Genomic DNA, 14,801 nt, shown 5'->3' on the forward strand with positions numbered 1-14,801 from the left:
CGAACCGGGTGGGCCGGCGCCGCGCCCTGCGTTCGCGGAGGGCCCGAACCCGGCCGGATCGCGCCGGCGCTCGACACTGTGACGCGCGCCCCATAATGTCAATCAGACGATTAGAGCGACTAGACTCGACGACGTGCCTCAGCTACGCATCGCCCTGAACCAGATCGACTCCCGGGTCGGCGACCTGGCCGGCAACGCCGACGCCGTGCTCCGCTGGACCCGGCACTCCGTCGAACGCGGCGCGCATCTGGTCGCGTTCCCCGAGATGATGCTCACCGGCTACCCGGTCGAGGACCTGGCGCTCCGCGCCTCCTTCGTCTCGGCCAGCCGGGCCGCGCTGGACCGGCTGGCCCAACGACTGGCCGAGGAGGACCTCGGCGAGGTACCGGTGCTGGTCGGCTACCTGGACCGGGCCCGGGAGGCCGAGCGGCCGCCGGGCAACGTCGGCCAGCCCGCCGGCGCCCCACAGAACGCCGCCGCGGTGCTGCACCGCGGCGCGGTGGTGCTCAACCTCGCCAAGCACCACCTGCCGAACTACGGCGTGTTCGACGAGTTCCGCTATTTCGTGCCGGGACAGACCCTGCCGGTGCTGCGGCTGCACGGGGTGGACGTGGCGCTGGCGATCTGCGAGGACCTGTGGCAGGACGGCGGCCGGGTGCCGGCCGCCCGCCAGGCGGGCGCCGGGCTGCTGCTGACCATCAACGCCTCGCCGTACGAGGTGAACAAGGACGACACCCGCCTCGACCTGGTGCGCAAGCGGGCCGCCGAGGCCGGGTGCACGCTGGCCTACCTGGCCATGGTCGGCGGCCAGGACGAACTGGTCTTCGACGGCGACTCGATCGTGGTCGACCGGGACGGCACGGTGCTGGCCCGCGGTCCGCAGTTCGCCGAGGAGTGCCTGCTGCTGGACCTGGAGCTGCCCCGGGCGGACCAGGACCCGGAGCAGGACCCGGACGCCGAAGCCGGAACCGCGGCGGCGGGGGCGGACGAGCGGGTGGCCGACGGGCTGCGGATCGAGCGCCACACGCTCTCCGAGACGCCGCTCGACACGTATCCGCCGCGCTATCCGGCCGCGGCTCCCGAGCGTTTCGCCGAACGCCTGGACGACGAGGAGGAGATCTACCAGGCGCTGGTCACCGGCGTCCGCGCCTACGTGGCGAAGAACGGCTTCCGCTCGGTGCTGATCGGGCTCTCCGGCGGCATCGACTCGTCGCTGGTCGCGGCGCTGGCCTGCGACGCGCTGGGCCCGGAGAACGTCTACGGCGTCGCCATGCCGTCCCGGTACTCCTCGGAGCACTCGGAGACGGACGCCGCCGAACTGGCCCGGCGGACCGGACTGCACCTCCGCACCGTGCCGATCCGCCCCATGTTCGACGCGTACATGTCCTCGGTGGAGCTGACGGGACTGGCAGAGGAGAACCTCCAGTCGCGGCTGCGTGGCACCCTGCTGATGGCGATCTCCAACCAGGAGGGCCACATCGTGCTGGCGCCCGGCAACAAGAGCGAACTGGCCGTCGGCTACTCCACGCTCTACGGCGACTCGGTCGGCGCGTTCGGGCCGGTCAAGGACCTGTACAAGACCTCGCTCTACCGGCTGGCCAGGTGGCGCAACGCGGCGGCGGAGCGGCGCGGCGAGACGCCGCCGATCCCGGAGAACTCGATCAGCAAGCCGCCCAGCGCGGAGCTGCGCCCCGGCCAGATGGACACCGACTCGCTGCCCGACTACGACGTGCTCGACCCGCTGCTCGAACGCTACGTGGACCGTGACCAGGGCCGCGAGGAGCTGGTCGCCGAGGGCTTCGACGCCGAGTTGGTGACCCGGGTGCTGCGCCTGGTGGACACCGCCGAGTACAAGCGCCGGCAGTACCCGCCGGGCACCAAGATCTCGCCGAAGGGCTTCGGCAAGGACCGCCGCCTGCCGATCACCAACGGCTGGCGCGAGGAGCCGGGCTGACGGGCGGCCCGGCCGGCCCGGACCCCGGACCGGACCTCGGCCGGGCGGGGCGGCTCACAGGCCGGGCGCGCCCCATACCGGGAACCAGCGGCCGAGGTCCGACTCGATCCGCAGGTCGTTCGCCAGCAGCGCCCTGACCTGCAGCTCCAGCTCGTTGTCGCGCTTCTCGGTGGCGCCGGGACGCGGTGCGAAGGGGTAGAAGGTGCCGCGCTTGTAGAGGTAGACGAGGGCCAGCGGGCGCTCCCGCTCGTCGCGGAAGCCGACCAGCGAGCACAGCAGCTGCGGCCCGAACCCGCCGTCCTGGAGGAGGGTGTTGACCGCGTGCAGGTCGTTGACCAGGGCGGCGGACTCCTCCGGCGCGTGCCGGGTGAGCAGCCAGGTGTAGCCGTAGGAGTCCTCGCTGAAGTCCACCGGCACGCCGGCGGGTCCCGCGTCCGGCGTGCCGGAGTCCGCGTCCAGCAGGCCGCGCACCTCCTCCTGGAGCCGGGCGAACGCCCCGCCCTCCACGCTGGCGAAGCAGACCGAGCCGAGCCCGGTCGGGACGAAGCCGGCGGCGGCCTGGAGCGTGACGGCCGCCGAGGGGACCGCGAAGAGCTGGTCCAGATCGGGCCGGACCGGCTTGCTGCGGCCCAGCAGGATGTCGAGCAGGCCCATCCCGCTCACCCCTGTCCGAGCTGGGCGGAGATCCGGCCCAGCTGGTCGAGCCGCCGTTCCAGCGTGGGGTGCGAGGACAGCAGCCGGCTCATCCCGCCGCCGGACAGCGCCGGGGCGAAGAAGAAGGCGTTGAACGGCTCCGCCCGCCGCAGGTCGCGGGTGGGGATCCGGGACATCTGCCCGGAGACCTTGGTGAGCGCGGAGGCCAGCGCCGAGGGGCGGCCGGTGAGCAGCGCGCCGGCGCGGTCGGCGGACAGCTCGCGGTACCGGGACAGCAGCCGGGTCAGCAGGAAGCTCAGCACGTAGACCACGGCGCTGACCAGCGGGACCAGCAGCAGCGCGACGTTCTGGTTGTTCCGCCCGCCGCGCATCAGCCCGGACCACAGCGCGATCCGGGTGATCAGCCCGGCCAGCACGCCGAGGAAGGCGGCGACCGTCATCACCGCGACGTCGCGGTGCGCGACGTGTGAGAGCTCGTGCGCGAGCACGCCCTCCAGTTCCTCGGGCTCCAGCCGCCGCAGCAGTCCGGTGGTGGCGCAGACCAGGGACTTCCGCTGGCTGCGGCCGGTGGCGAACGCGTTGGGCACGTCGGAGTCGGCGATGGCCACCCGGGGCTTGGGCATGTCCGCGAGCGCGCACAGCCGGTCCACCGCGCCGTGCAGCTCGGGCGCCTGTTCCGGGGTGACCTCCCGGGCGCCCATGCTGTACGCGGCGATCCGGTCGCTGAACCAGAACTGCGCGACGAAGAGCCCGCCCACCAGGAGCACGATCAGCGGCCAGGCCTTGCCCAGGGCGACGATCAGCACCCCGACGAAGACCACGTAGAGCAGCCCGATCAGGAACATGGTGGTGACCATGCGCCCGGTCAGTCCCCGGTCGGGTGCGTAACGAGTACGGGACATGCCTCCAACATAGTCCAGACCGGGCAGAAGCGATTAAACGGGCGAATAAGAATGATCGCCCTCGATCACCCCGTGGCGTCGGCGGATGCCCGGGAGTAGTGCGCGGGGTCGACCGTGGCGGCGACCGGCAGGTGGTCGCTGCCGGTGTCCGGGAGCGTCCAGGAGGACACCGGCTCCAGGCCGCGCACCAGGATCTGGTCGATGCGGGCCATCGGGAGGCCGGCCGGCCAGCTGAAGCCGAAGCCTGCGCCGGCCGCGCCCTGGGTGGAGCGGAGCTGCGAGGTCAGCGGCGCGAGCGCGCCGTCGTTCATGGTGCCGTTGAGATCGCCGAGCAGCACGGCCTGACCGACCGGGTCCGCGGCGATGGCCTGCCCCAGCAGCTCGGCCGCCTCGTCCCGCTGTTCGGCGGTGAAGCCCGCGTTGAACTGGACCCGCACCGAGGGCAGGTGCGCCACGTAGACCGCCACGTCGCCGAGCCCTTCGGGTCCGTCGGTGTGCACGGTGGCGCGTATCGCCCGGGTCCAGCCCATGCCGATGTCCACCGGGCTGGCCTCGCCGAGCGGGTAGCGGCTCCACAGCCCGACCGTGCCCTCCACGGCGTGGTGCGGATAGTCGGCCTCCAGCGCCGCCTCGTAGGCGGCCAGCTTCTCCTGCGGCAACTCCTGGAGCGCGATCACGTCGGCCCCCGACTCCGCCAGCTCCCGGGCGGTCGCGGCGGGGTCGGGGTTGTCCGCGTCCACGTTGTGGCTGACCACCATCAGCGCGCCGCCCTCGGTGGTCTTGTCCACCAGCAGGCCGCCGAACAGGTCGAACCAGACCGCGACCGGCAGCACCAGCGCGAGCACGGCCGTCAGCGACCGGCGCAGCACCGCGCACAGCGCCAGCACCGGGATGCCGAGCCCGAACCAGGGCAGGAAGGTCTGCAGCAGGCTGCCGAGGTTGCCGATGCCGTTGGGCACCTTCGAGTGCAGCAGCATCAGCAGCGCGAGCAACGCGGCCAGGCCGGCGACCACCAGGCCACGCCGCCAGCGGCCGGCGCGGTCGCCCCACCGGGGACGACTCCCTCCGTCCGCTCCGGCGCTCGGCTCCTGCCGGGTGTCCGGGCTCAACAACCGTGCCATCCGTCCGCTCACTGACCTTCGCCCCGTGCTCCGCTGTGTCCGTTCACCGCCGCTGCCGCACGCCCCGTCCCCTCCCCCGCGCGGGCCGGCCGTACGCCCTGGGCACGATAGGGGAACTCCCGCGCCCGGCGTCACTTACCGGCCCCGCGCGGGCCGGCGCCCCGTACCGACCTGGACGAGCGGCGCGCGCCGCCAGGTTCCGCGGCACAACGATTCCTCAATCGCGGCCGCGGTGCGACTATGGAGGAGCGATCCGGGGACGCCGCGCGGCGCCTCGAGACGACGAACAGGAGCACCACCATGAACGCGATGACGTCGCACACGTCTGCCCAGGCATCGACGCGTCAGGAGCGCACCGGGCTGTACGGCGGCAAGGGCAACCGGCGGATCACCGTCAGGGACATAGCGGCCGCCAAGGAACGCGGCGAGAAGTGGCCGATGCTCACGGCCTACGACGCGATGACCGCGTCGGTCTTCGACGACGCCGGCATCCCGGTGATGCTGGTGGGCGACTCGATGGGCAACTGCCACCTCGGGTACGACAGCACGGTGCCGGTGACGCTCGACGAGATGACCATGCTGTCCGCCGCCGTGGTGCGGGGCACCCGCCGGGCGCTGATCATCGGCGACCTGCCGTTCGGCTCGTACCAGGAGGGTCCCGCGCAGGCGCTGCGCAGCGCCACCCGGCTGATGAAGGAGGCCGGCGTCGGCGCGGTCAAGCTGGAGGGCGGGGAACGCTCGGCCGACCAGATCAAGCTGCTGGTCGAGGCCGGCATCCCGGTGATGGCGCACGTCGGGCTGACCCCGCAGTCGGTCAACGCCTACGGCGGTCACCCCGTGCAGGGGCGCGGCGAGGAGGCGGCGCAGCAGCTGCTGCGGGACGCGAAGGCGGTGCAGAACGCGGGCGCCTTCGCCGTGGTGCTGGAGCTGGTCACGGCGGAGCTGTCCGCCGAGGTGACCCGGAGCCTGCACATTCCCACCGTCGGCATCGGCTCGGGCGCGGAGTGTGACGCCCAGGTGCTGGTGTGGACCGACATGGCCGGCATGACCTCCTGGCCGGGCGGGCGCGTGCCGCGCTTCGTCAAGGAGTACGCGCGGCTGCGCGAAACCCTGGGCGACGCGGCCAGGTCGTTCGCCGAGGACGTGGTGGACGGTTCCTACCCGGCGACGGAGCACAGCTTCCGCTGATCCGCCGTGGAGCTCGGCGCCGGGGCCCGAAGGACCCCGGCGCCGCCCCGCGGAACCCCGCCCGCCACGGGCCGGTCGGGCGGGACCACGGAGACGGAACGAGGTGGTGACACGGCGCGTTGGGCACGACCATGATGGCCGGATGGCCCGACTCCACGACATCGTCTTCGACGCCGCTCATCCCGCCTCCATCGCCCGTTTCTGGGCGGACGCGCTGGAGGGCTACGCCGTCGCCCCGTACGACGAGGCCGAGCTCGAACGGCTGCGCGCCTTCGGGATCCACGACCCCGAGGACGACCCCACGGTGCTCGTCGAGTCCCGGAACGGCGGCCCGCGTCTGTGGTTCCAACGGGTCCCCGAGCCCAAGCGGGTGAAGAACCGGGTGCATCTGGACCTGGCCGTCGGCGACCCGGAGCTGGAGATCGAGCGCCTGACCCTGCTCGGCGCCACCGTGCTGAACCGCCAGAACGGCCTCACCCTGCTGGCCGACCCCGAGGGCAACGAGTTCTGCGTCAGCCTGGGCTGAACCGCTGGACTGAACCGCGCATATCCGGTCGATGCAGCATGATGGAGAAGCGGGAGGAGGTGTGATTGAGGAGGTCATACCGATGTCCGATAGCCAGCCGTCCGCGGATCCGAAGGGATTCCGGCTGCGGCTGATCGCCGAGGCGAGCGACCTGCCCGGCGAGGTGGAGCTGCTGCGACTCGGGCTCCAGCAGGCCGTGTCCGCGGTCGGCGCCCTGGGCGGCCTCGCGCATCTGGCGCGCCCCCGCGAGGACGCGCTCCGGCTGGCCGCCGCCACCGGCCTGCCCACCACGCTGGTCCGCCCGTACGACCAGTTGGCGCGGGACGATCCGGCCGCGCCCGCGCGGGCGGTCCGGGAGCGGGACGCCGTGTGGTCCACGGCGCGTCCGGCCGGCGCGTCCGACGCCCTTGCCGGCTGGGAGGGTGTCGGCGTCCTGTCGGTCCCGATCCGGTCCGGCGAGGAGGTGGTGGGCGTGCTGTCGGTGCTGGCCGAGGCCGCGCCGGACCAGCGCTGGCAGGAGTTCCTCGGCGAGCTGTGCCGGCTGCTCGGCGAACGCCTGGAGCACGTGCGGGAGCCGCGCAGCGGGGTCCCGCCGTGGTGGCAGGAGCCGTCGGGCGCGGAGTGGCGCCAGGCGATGCGTTCGCTCTCCGTGGCCGCCTGGTCCTGGGACCTGGCCACCGGGCTGCTGACCATCGACGAGCTGGGCGGGGAGCTGGTCAAGCACGTGCTCGGGGTGGACCCCGACGAATGGGACCACCGCATCGAGTCCTGGATGGCGCGCATCCATCCGGATGACCGGGCCGGCGTCGAGGCGGAGATCGAGCGCTCCCTGGCCACCGGCGACACCTTCGCCGTGGAGTACCGGGTGCGCGCGCTCGACGGCCGGCTCAGCTGGCTGGAGCTGCGCGCCCACACCACCTACACCGAGGACGGCACGCCGCTGACCATGGCGGGCACCGCCTGGGACGTCACCACCCGACGCGGCATGCTGGAGTGGCTGCGCGGGGTGCTGGAGGACCTCCCCGATCCGTTCTACGTGGTCGGCCCCGACGACCGGGTGCTGTACGCCAACCGCGAGGGCCTGCGGATCACCGCCGAGGAGGGCTCGGAGATCGGCGGGCGGGTGCTGTGGGAGACGGCGCCGTTCCTGGCCGAGACCGGGCTGCGGGAGCGGTTCGCCGAGGCCCGGGCCGCGACCGGCCCCACCACGTTCAAGCTACGGATGACCCGGCGCGGCGGCGAGGCGTACTACCGGATCAGGCTGGTCCCGGTCTCCTCCTATCTGGCCGGCCAGATGGTCGACATCACCGAACAGGAGCGCGCCGAACGGGCCGCCGCCGACCGGGCCAGGCAGATCTCGGCGCTGACCACCGCGCTGGCCCAGTCGCTGGCCGCCGGCGACGTGGTGGACGCCGTGGCCGAGCACGTGCTGCCCTCGTTCGGCGCCTCGGGCCTGGTGGTGCACTCGCTGCTCGGCGGCCGCTCCCGGCTGGTGGGCTCCGCCGGATACTCGACGACCTTCCTGCGGCAGCTGCGGGAGCTGGGCGACTCGGAGCAGCTCTCCGTGCCGACCCGGCGGGAGCCGCAGTTCGTCGGCTCGCCCGGCGAGCACCACCGCCGCTGGCCGCAGCTGGCGCCGCTGGTGGAGGCGAGCGGCAAGCAGGCCTGGGCGATACTGCCGCTGATGGCGTCGGGACGGCACGTCGGCAGCTGCGTGATCAGCTGGGACGAACCGCGCGAGTTCGGCCGCGACGAGCGGGGCCTGCTGCTCACCCTCGCCGCCCTGATCGGCCAGGCGCTGGAGCGGGCCCGGCTCTTCGACGACACCCAGGGGCGCGCGCAGCGGTTGCAACGCGCGCTGCTGCCGGGCGCGTTGCCGTCGCTCCCCGGCGTGAGCGCCGCCGCCCGCTACCGGCCGGCCAGCGGCGGGGACCAGGTGGGCGGCGACTGGTACGACGCGATCCCGCTGCCCGGCGGCCGGGTCACCATGGTCGTCGGCGACGTCATGGGCCACGGCCTCGACCAGGCCATCACCATGGGCATCCTGCGCAACGCGGTGCTCACCCTGGCCACCCTGGACATGGCCGTCGAGGAGCTGATGGCCCACCTCAACGACGTGGTCACCCGCCTCGGCCGGGACAACGACGGCACCGCCGTCTACACCACCTGCCTCGTCGCGGTCTACGACCCGACCACCGGCCGCTGCGACCTGGCCAGCGCGGGGCACCCGCCGCCCGCCCTGGTCCGGCCAGGACGGCCGCCCGAGTTCCTCAACCGCATCCCGCAGGGCCCGCCGCTGGGCGTCGCCCAACTGCCCGTCGAGACCAGCGTGGTGGAGCTGGAGGAGGGCAGCCTGCTGGTCCTCTACACCGACGGGCTGCTCGGCTCCGACGACCCGGACGCGGGCGCCGCCCGGCTCGGCGGCATCCTCGACCGGGCGGCCGCCTCGCCGCCCGCGCTCGCCGCCCCGCCGGAGCGGCAGACCGCCTGGCTGGAGTCGCTCTGCGACACCATCACCGACAGCCTGCGCCCCGACCCCCGCGGCCCGCAGGACGACGCGGCGCTGCTGACCGTGCGCACCCGGCGCATCCCGGCCGACCACATCGCCTCCTGGGACCTGCCCTACGCCCCGCAGTCCGCCGGCCGGGCGCGCGAGCTGTGCGGCGCCCAGCTGGCCGACTGGGACCTGCGGGCGCTCACCGACTCCACCGAGCTGATCGTCAGCGAGCTGATCGGCAACACCATCCGGCACGCGGTCGGGCCCATCCGGCTGCGGCTGCTGCTCCTCGACGGGGTGCTGACCACCGAGGTCTACGACGGCAGCGAGGCCACCCCGCACGTGCGGCACCCGTCGTTCGAGGACGAGTTCGGGCGGGGCCTGCAGATGGTCGCCCTGGTCGCCACCGAATGGGGCGCCCGTTACACCGAGGCCGGCAAGTGCATCTGGGCCGACCAGGCCGTGCCGGGGCTCAACCCGCCCGCCCCAGCAGGGCGTCAACCTGCCTCAGCTGCTCGTTAGCGAGCGGTCCGAAGGCCAGCGCCCCGGCGTTCTCCTCGGCCTGCGCGACGGTGCGCACACCGGGGATCGGCACCGCGTGCGGGCTCCGCGCCCACAACCAGGCCAACGCGCCCTGCGCCGGGGTGCGGCCCTCGCTGGTGAGCACCTCCCGTACCGCGTCGAACCGGTCCCGCCACTCCGGCTTCAGCCGGCCGTCCGCGAAGAACCTCAGCCACTCCGGCGGCTGCGCCCTGATGTCGCCGCCGGCGAGCGCGGGCGCGCTGCCCGGCGCGCCGGCGTACTTGCCGGTCAACACCCCCATGGCCAACGGCCCCCGGATGACGGCGGCGAGGTCCAGTTCCGCGCAGAGCGCGAACAGCTCCGGCGCGTCCTCGAAGACGTTCGCGTTGAGCTGCACCGCCGAGCAGTGCGGGCCCTCGGCGAAGAGCCGGGCGCGGGCCGGGTCGTCCGTGGACCACCCGTAGGACCGGACCAGGCCCTCGGCCACCAGGTCCTCGCAGACCTCGCGCAGCGCGGCGGCCTCCTCGGGCGCCGCGTCGCCGACGTGCAGCTGGAACAGGTCCACGTGGTCGGTGCCCAGCCGGCGCAGCGAGCCGGTCAGCGACTCCCTCGCGTGTTCCGGGCTGGTGTCGGGGACCAGGTCGGACCGGCGGCTTCCTGGTTCGAAGGGCAGGCCCCATTTGGTGGCGATCACCACCTCGTCGCGCCGGCCCGCGATCGCCCGGCCCAGCACCTCCTCGCTGTGGCCCGTGCCGTACGTGGCGGCGGTGTCGAAGAACGTCACCCCGAGCTCGATGCCGCGGCGCAGGGCCGCCACCGACTCGTCGTCGTCGACCTTCCCCCACCCCCACGGCTGCCCGGTGCCGCTGAACCACTCCCCGCCGATCGCCCAACAGCCGAACCCGAGCGCGCTCGTCGTGATGCCGCCGCGCCCGAGCCTCCGCTCGGGTGCCCAGTTCTCTCGTGTCACGTCCATGGCCGAGAGCCTGCACCCTGGAGTGCGCTCCACGGCAAGCGCCGATCCGGCGGGTCCGTGGTCGGACCGTTACGCCCGGTCCTCCGACGGTTGTCCGTTCACCCGGTAGGCGCCGCTGGCCGTGACGTGTCCGATCATGATGCGCTCGGCGGTCTCGCCGTCGCCGGCCTCGAGCGCGTCGAGCAGCCGCGCGTGTTCCAGCAGGTGTCGTTCGGCCTGTTCGGTGTCCAGCCACAGCGACGCCTCGGCGGGCACCGGGAAGCTGTCCCGGATGGTGTGGGCGTGCTGTCCGAGGAAGGCCGGGCCCCCGATGCCGGCTATCGCGAGGTGCAGTTGGCGGCTCTGCTCGCCGAGTTGGTCCCTGCGCTGGTGCGCCAGGTCCTCGGTCATCTGCCGGTGGATCCGGCGCAGCCCGGCGAGCTGCTCCGGGGTGATCCGGTCCGCGGCGAGCCTGGCGCCGAGCCCCTCCACCACCGCGCGCAGGCTGTAGAACTCGAGCAGGGCCTCGTCGCTGAGATCGATCACGGTGGCGCCGCGATGGCTCTGGTAGCTGACCAGCCGGTCCTTCTCCAGCCGGCGCAGCGCCTCGCGGACGGGGGTGATCGAGACCCCGAGGCGCTGGGCGACGTGCGCGGCCTTGAGCTGGGTGCCGCCGGGGACCCGGGCGTTGCGGATCTCGTCCCGAAGCACCTCGTAGACGTAGTCGGCCTTACTCATCGGCTGGCGGACGCCCCCCGCCTGCTCACCTGGCTGCATCGCTGCCCTTCGATTCTCATGACCCCCGGTCATGAAGTATCTCGCGTGAGTCCTGCTCGGGAAGCCGGCTCGGGAGGCGGGATTCGACGACCCCCTTGACTTGCACTGTATATCTTATAAGTTACAGCGCCATGACAAGCCTCGCCGATCTGAAGATCATCGACACCGCCACCCTCTTCGCCGGCCCCACCGCGGCCATGATGCTGGGCGACTTCGGCGCCGACGTGATCAAGATCGAGCACCCCAGGAGAGGAGATCCCTCCCGTGGGCACGGGGCGGCCGTGGACGGGGTCGGCCTGTGGTGGAAGACGCTGTCCCGTAACAAGCGCACGGCCGCGGTCGACCTCTCGACCCCCGAGGGGCGACGGATCATGCGGCGGCTCGTCGAGGACTCCGACGTTCTGGTGGAGAACTTCCGCCCCGGGACGCTGGAGCGGTGGGGGCTCGCGCCCGAGGAGCTGCTGGAGATCAATCCCCGGCTGATCGTCGCCCGGATGACCGGCTTCGGGCAGTTCGGGCCGATGTCGGCGCAGCCCGGGTTCGGCACGCTGGCCGAGGCCATGAGCGGATTCGCCACCAGCACCGGGGAGCCGGACGGACCGCCGGTGCTGCCGCCGCTGGCGCTGGCCGACGGGATCGCCGGGCTCGCCATGGCGTTCGCGATCATGGTCGCGCTGAAGGACCGCGAGGCCAGCGGGCGAGGCCAGATCATCGACATGGCGATCATCGAGCCGATCCTGGCCATCCTCGGACCGCAGATGACCGCCTACCGAGCTCTGGGCGTGATCCCCGAGCGGACCGGCAACCGCTCCACCAGCAACGCTCCGCGCAACACCTACCGCACCCGGGACGGCCGCTGGGTCGCGGTCTCCACCAGCGCCCAACCGGTCGCGGAGCGCGTGCTGCGGTTGGTCGGCCGGCCCGAGCTGACCCGGGAGCCGTGGTTCGCCACCGGCCACGGCCGGGTCCGGCACGTCGAGGAGCTCGACGAGGCGGTCGGCTCCTGGATCGCGGAGCGGGACGCCGACGAGGTGCTCGCGGAGTTCACCCGGGCGCAGGCCGCCATCGCCCCCGTGTACGACGTGTCGGACATCGCCAGGGACCCGCAGTACGCGGCCCTGGACACGTTCATCGACCTGCCCGACGAGGAACTGGGCACGGTCACGATGCAGAACGTGCTGTTCCGCCTGTCCCGGAGTCCGGGCGAGGTCCGCTGGCCCGGGCCACCGTTGGGGCGGCACACCGACGAGATCCTGGCGGGCCTGCGCTACGACCCGGAGGAGATCGACCTGCTGCGCGAGCGGGGGGTCATCGCATGACCACGCCGACCAGCGCGACCGGCACGCCCGGCACGCCCCTGCCCATCACCTGGCTCTACGTCCCGGGTGACCGCCCGGACCGGTTCGACAAGGCCGCGGTTAGCGGCGCCGACGTCGTGATCATCGACCTGGAGGACGCGGTCGACGCGGCCCGCAAGGACGAGGCGCGGGAGAACGCCGTGCGGTACCTGGCCGGACGGAACACCGGCGAGAAACCGGACGGACCGGCCGGACCGGCCGGACCAGAGGGACCGGCGCTTCACGTGCGCGTCAACGACCTGGCGACCCCGCGGGGTCGGGACGACCTCGCGGCCCTCGTCGGGGTGCCGGGGCTGGACGCCCTCCGGCTGCCCAAGGTCGACTCCGCGGACGACCTCGCCGCGGTCGACGAGGCGTTCGGGACCCAGCCGACGAGGGCGCACGCGCTGATCGAGTCCGCGCGCGGCCTGGCGAACGTCGACGCGATCGCCGCGCATCCGCGGGTCGCGGGCCTCGCGCTCGGCGAACAGGACCTGGCCGCCGCGCTCTCCATCGGCCTCGAGACCGCCTTCGACCAGCTCCGGCTGCGGGTCGTGCTGGCCGCCGCCGCGGCCGGGCTCGGCCCGGTGCCGATGTCCGTCTACCCGGACGTCCGCGACCGGGACGGCCTGCTGGCGTCCTGCGCGCACGGGCGGGGCCTCGGGATGCTCGGGCGCACCGCGATCCACCCGCGGCAGATTCCCGCGATCCGCGCCGCCTTCACACCCGGCCCCGAAGAGATCACCCGCGCCCGGGAGGTCGTCGACGCGGCCGACCGGGCCGGAATCCACGGCGTCGGAGCGCTCGCCCTACCGGACGGCCGCTTCGTCGACGCCCCCATCGTCACCAAGGCTCGCGGAATCCTCGCGCTGGCGGATCGACTCGCCTGAGCGCTCCCGAGCCACCGGTGTCACCCAACGCCCCGACCCACCCCCATCCGGCGATGGCACCACCCATGTCAGTCAACCCCCGAAACACATACGCCGGTACGACCAAAGGAACTCCTCGTGGGCACAGCGGTCTGGGCACTCATCGCCTACATAGTCACCATCGTCGCCTGGAACGGCGTCCTGAAACGCAGCATCGGCGAGGCCATGCTCGTCGGCTTCCTGGTGGTGTGCCTCTTCGGCGGCGCCGACGCGCCGGACCTGGTGGGGACGGGGCTCGACGTGGCGCTGTCCGAGGAGGTCGTCTTCGCCGCCCTGGCGTTCGTCTTCATGGGCTACCTGCTGACCAGGCTCGGCCTCATCGACGAGCAGGTCACCCTGCTCAACTCGGTGTTCGGCAGGCTCAGGGGCGGCTCCGCCTACGTGTCCACCTCGACGGCGGCGCTGCTCGGCGGCCCCTCGGGATCCGGCTCCGGAATCGCGGCCTCCGTGGGCTCCGTGACCATCCCCTGGATGATCAGGTCCCACTGGCGTCCCGACCTGGCGGCCTCGCTCGTCGCCGGCAACGCGGGCCTCGGCATCTCCATTCCGCCGAGCTCGTCGATGTTCCTGCTGCTCGGCTCGGCGGCGGTGTCCCCCGTGCTCACCGCGGACGAACTGTTCGTCGCCAGCCTCGTCGGCGGCCTCTGGACCGTGCTCTACCGGTTCGTCGTGGTCTTCGTCTGGACCCGTCGCTACCGGATCGAGGCCATGCGGGCCGACGACATCACCCCGTTCCGCCTCGCCCTGAAACAGGGCTTCGCCTCGATGCTCGTCTACGTCGGCATCGCCATCCCCGTGCTGATGACGCTCGACGTCGGCGTGGACTTCCTCGAGTCCCGGGTGGGCGCCGCCGCCACGGAGGACATCAGCATCGTCGTCTGGATCCCCGTGCTGACGCTGCTCGCCACCCTGCTGGTGGCGGCGCGGCGCCTGCCGCGCACCCCCAGGGAGTACGGCGTCATGCTCGGCGACATGGCGCCCCGTTACGCCGTCATCGGCGCCACTCTGTTCTTCGCCTTCGCGGCCGCCGGCAGCCTGGGCGAACTCGGCCTGGTGGACCAGCTGACGACCATGATGAACCGGCTCGACGCCCCGCTGTGGGTCGTCGCCAGCCTGGTCGGAATCCTCATCGTCGTCGTCGCCTCCCCCCTGACGGGCACCGCCACCATCGCGGCCATCGGCGGCGTCGCCTTCAGCGCGCTCACCGCCGCCGGCGCCTCCCCGGCCACCGCGGCGACCGCCGTGCTGATCTTCGCCTCGACCGAGGGCGCGTCGCCGCCCGGCGCGGCGCCGATCTACATCGCCAGTGGCATCGCCGGCGTGGATCCGGCCCGCACCTTCGTCCGGCTCATCCTCTGGTTCGTGCTCCCGGTCCTCGCGATCGGGGTCCTCGTCGCCGTCGGCGCCCTGCCGCTGTTCGCCTAGCAGCCCACCCGTCC

The 14,801-nt window shown here is 73.0% G+C and carries 12 protein-coding genes; 7 read left to right on the forward strand and 5 right to left on the reverse strand.

Annotated elements, in window-relative coordinates:
- Window positions 1-133: 133 nt before the first annotated feature.
- The gene (locus tag ABGB06_RS16845; protein WP_347590029.1) at window positions 134-1,954 is read left to right on the forward strand and encodes an NAD+ synthase; all 1,821 of its coding nucleotides are present in this window, start codon (window positions 134-136) and stop codon (window positions 1,952-1,954) included.
- A 54-nt stretch (window positions 1,955-2,008) separates the two neighbouring features.
- Here ABGB06_RS16845 and ABGB06_RS16850 read toward each other — a convergent pair whose 3' ends face one another.
- The 3 genes from ABGB06_RS16850 to ABGB06_RS16860 form a co-directional block, all read right to left on the reverse strand.
- A complete protein-coding gene (locus ABGB06_RS16850; RefSeq protein WP_347590031.1) occupies window positions 2,009-2,608 on the reverse strand; it encodes a hypothetical protein in 600 nt (199 codons plus the stop codon).
- A 5-nt stretch (window positions 2,609-2,613) separates the two neighbouring features.
- Window positions 2,614-3,510, reverse strand: coding sequence for a zinc metalloprotease HtpX (htpX, locus tag ABGB06_RS16855; protein ID WP_347590033.1), 897 nt, complete (start codon window positions 3,508-3,510; stop codon window positions 2,614-2,616).
- Between the two features lie 65 nt (window positions 3,511-3,575).
- Window positions 3,576-4,631 carry an endonuclease/exonuclease/phosphatase family protein gene (locus tag ABGB06_RS16860; protein WP_347590035.1) on the reverse strand — a complete coding sequence of 352 codons (1,056 nt, stop codon included), beginning with the start codon at window positions 4,629-4,631 and terminating at the stop codon, window positions 3,576-3,578.
- Window positions 4,632-4,931: 300 nt separating this feature from the next.
- Here ABGB06_RS16860 and panB point away from each other — a divergent pair, with 300 nt between their 5' ends.
- The 3 genes from panB to ABGB06_RS16875 all read left to right on the forward strand — a co-directional run bounded on the left by panB (window position 4,932) and on the right by ABGB06_RS16875 (window position 9,364).
- Window positions 4,932-5,819 carry a 3-methyl-2-oxobutanoate hydroxymethyltransferase gene (panB, locus tag ABGB06_RS16865; protein WP_347590037.1) on the forward strand — a complete coding sequence of 296 codons (888 nt, stop codon included), beginning with the start codon at window positions 4,932-4,934 and terminating at the stop codon, window positions 5,817-5,819.
- A gap of 142 nt (window positions 5,820-5,961) precedes the next feature.
- Window positions 5,962-6,345, forward strand: coding sequence for a VOC family protein (locus ABGB06_RS16870; protein ID WP_347590039.1), 384 nt, complete (start codon window positions 5,962-5,964; stop codon window positions 6,343-6,345).
- An 82-nt stretch (window positions 6,346-6,427) separates the two neighbouring features.
- Complete coding sequence (locus tag ABGB06_RS16875; RefSeq protein WP_347590041.1) at window positions 6,428-9,364, forward strand: SpoIIE family protein phosphatase; 2,937 nt, start codon at window positions 6,428-6,430, stop codon at window positions 9,362-9,364.
- Here the strand turns inward: ABGB06_RS16875 and ABGB06_RS16880 are convergent.
- Together ABGB06_RS16880 and ABGB06_RS16885 are read right to left on the reverse strand one after the other, a co-directional pair.
- Entirely contained in the window at window positions 9,315-10,340 is a 1,026-nt protein-coding gene (locus ABGB06_RS16880) for an aldo/keto reductase (RefSeq protein ID WP_347590043.1), read from the reverse strand. The genes ABGB06_RS16875 and ABGB06_RS16880 overlap by 50 nt on opposite strands.
- A gap of 69 nt (window positions 10,341-10,409) precedes the next feature.
- Window positions 10,410-11,057: a GntR family transcriptional regulator gene (locus tag ABGB06_RS16885; RefSeq protein WP_347590045.1), complete on the reverse strand. Its 648-nt coding sequence runs from the start codon at window positions 11,055-11,057 to the stop codon at window positions 10,410-10,412.
- A gap of 170 nt (window positions 11,058-11,227) precedes the next feature.
- Here ABGB06_RS16885 and ABGB06_RS16890 point away from each other — a divergent pair, with 170 nt between their 5' ends.
- The 3 genes from ABGB06_RS16890 (at window position 11,228) to ABGB06_RS16900 (ending at window position 14,787) form a co-directional block, all read left to right on the forward strand.
- Entirely contained in the window at window positions 11,228-12,415 is a 1,188-nt protein-coding gene (locus ABGB06_RS16890) for a CoA transferase (RefSeq protein WP_347590046.1), read from the forward strand.
- Window positions 12,412-13,323, forward strand: a complete 912-nt coding sequence (locus ABGB06_RS16895; RefSeq protein ID WP_347590048.1) for a CoA ester lyase — start codon at window positions 12,412-12,414, stop codon at window positions 13,321-13,323. The genes ABGB06_RS16890 and ABGB06_RS16895 overlap by 4 nt, the downstream gene beginning before the upstream one ends.
- 117 nt (window positions 13,324-13,440) lie before the next feature.
- A complete protein-coding gene (locus tag ABGB06_RS16900) occupies window positions 13,441-14,787 on the forward strand; it encodes a TRAP transporter large permease subunit (protein WP_347590050.1) in 1,347 nt (448 codons plus the stop codon).
- Window positions 14,788-14,801 lie beyond the last annotated feature (14 nt).

The sequence above is a fragment of the Streptomyces sp. B6B3 genome, assembly GCF_039871525.1.
In the GTDB taxonomy this organism is placed as follows: Bacteria; Actinomycetota; Actinomycetes; order Streptomycetales; family Streptomycetaceae; genus Streptomyces.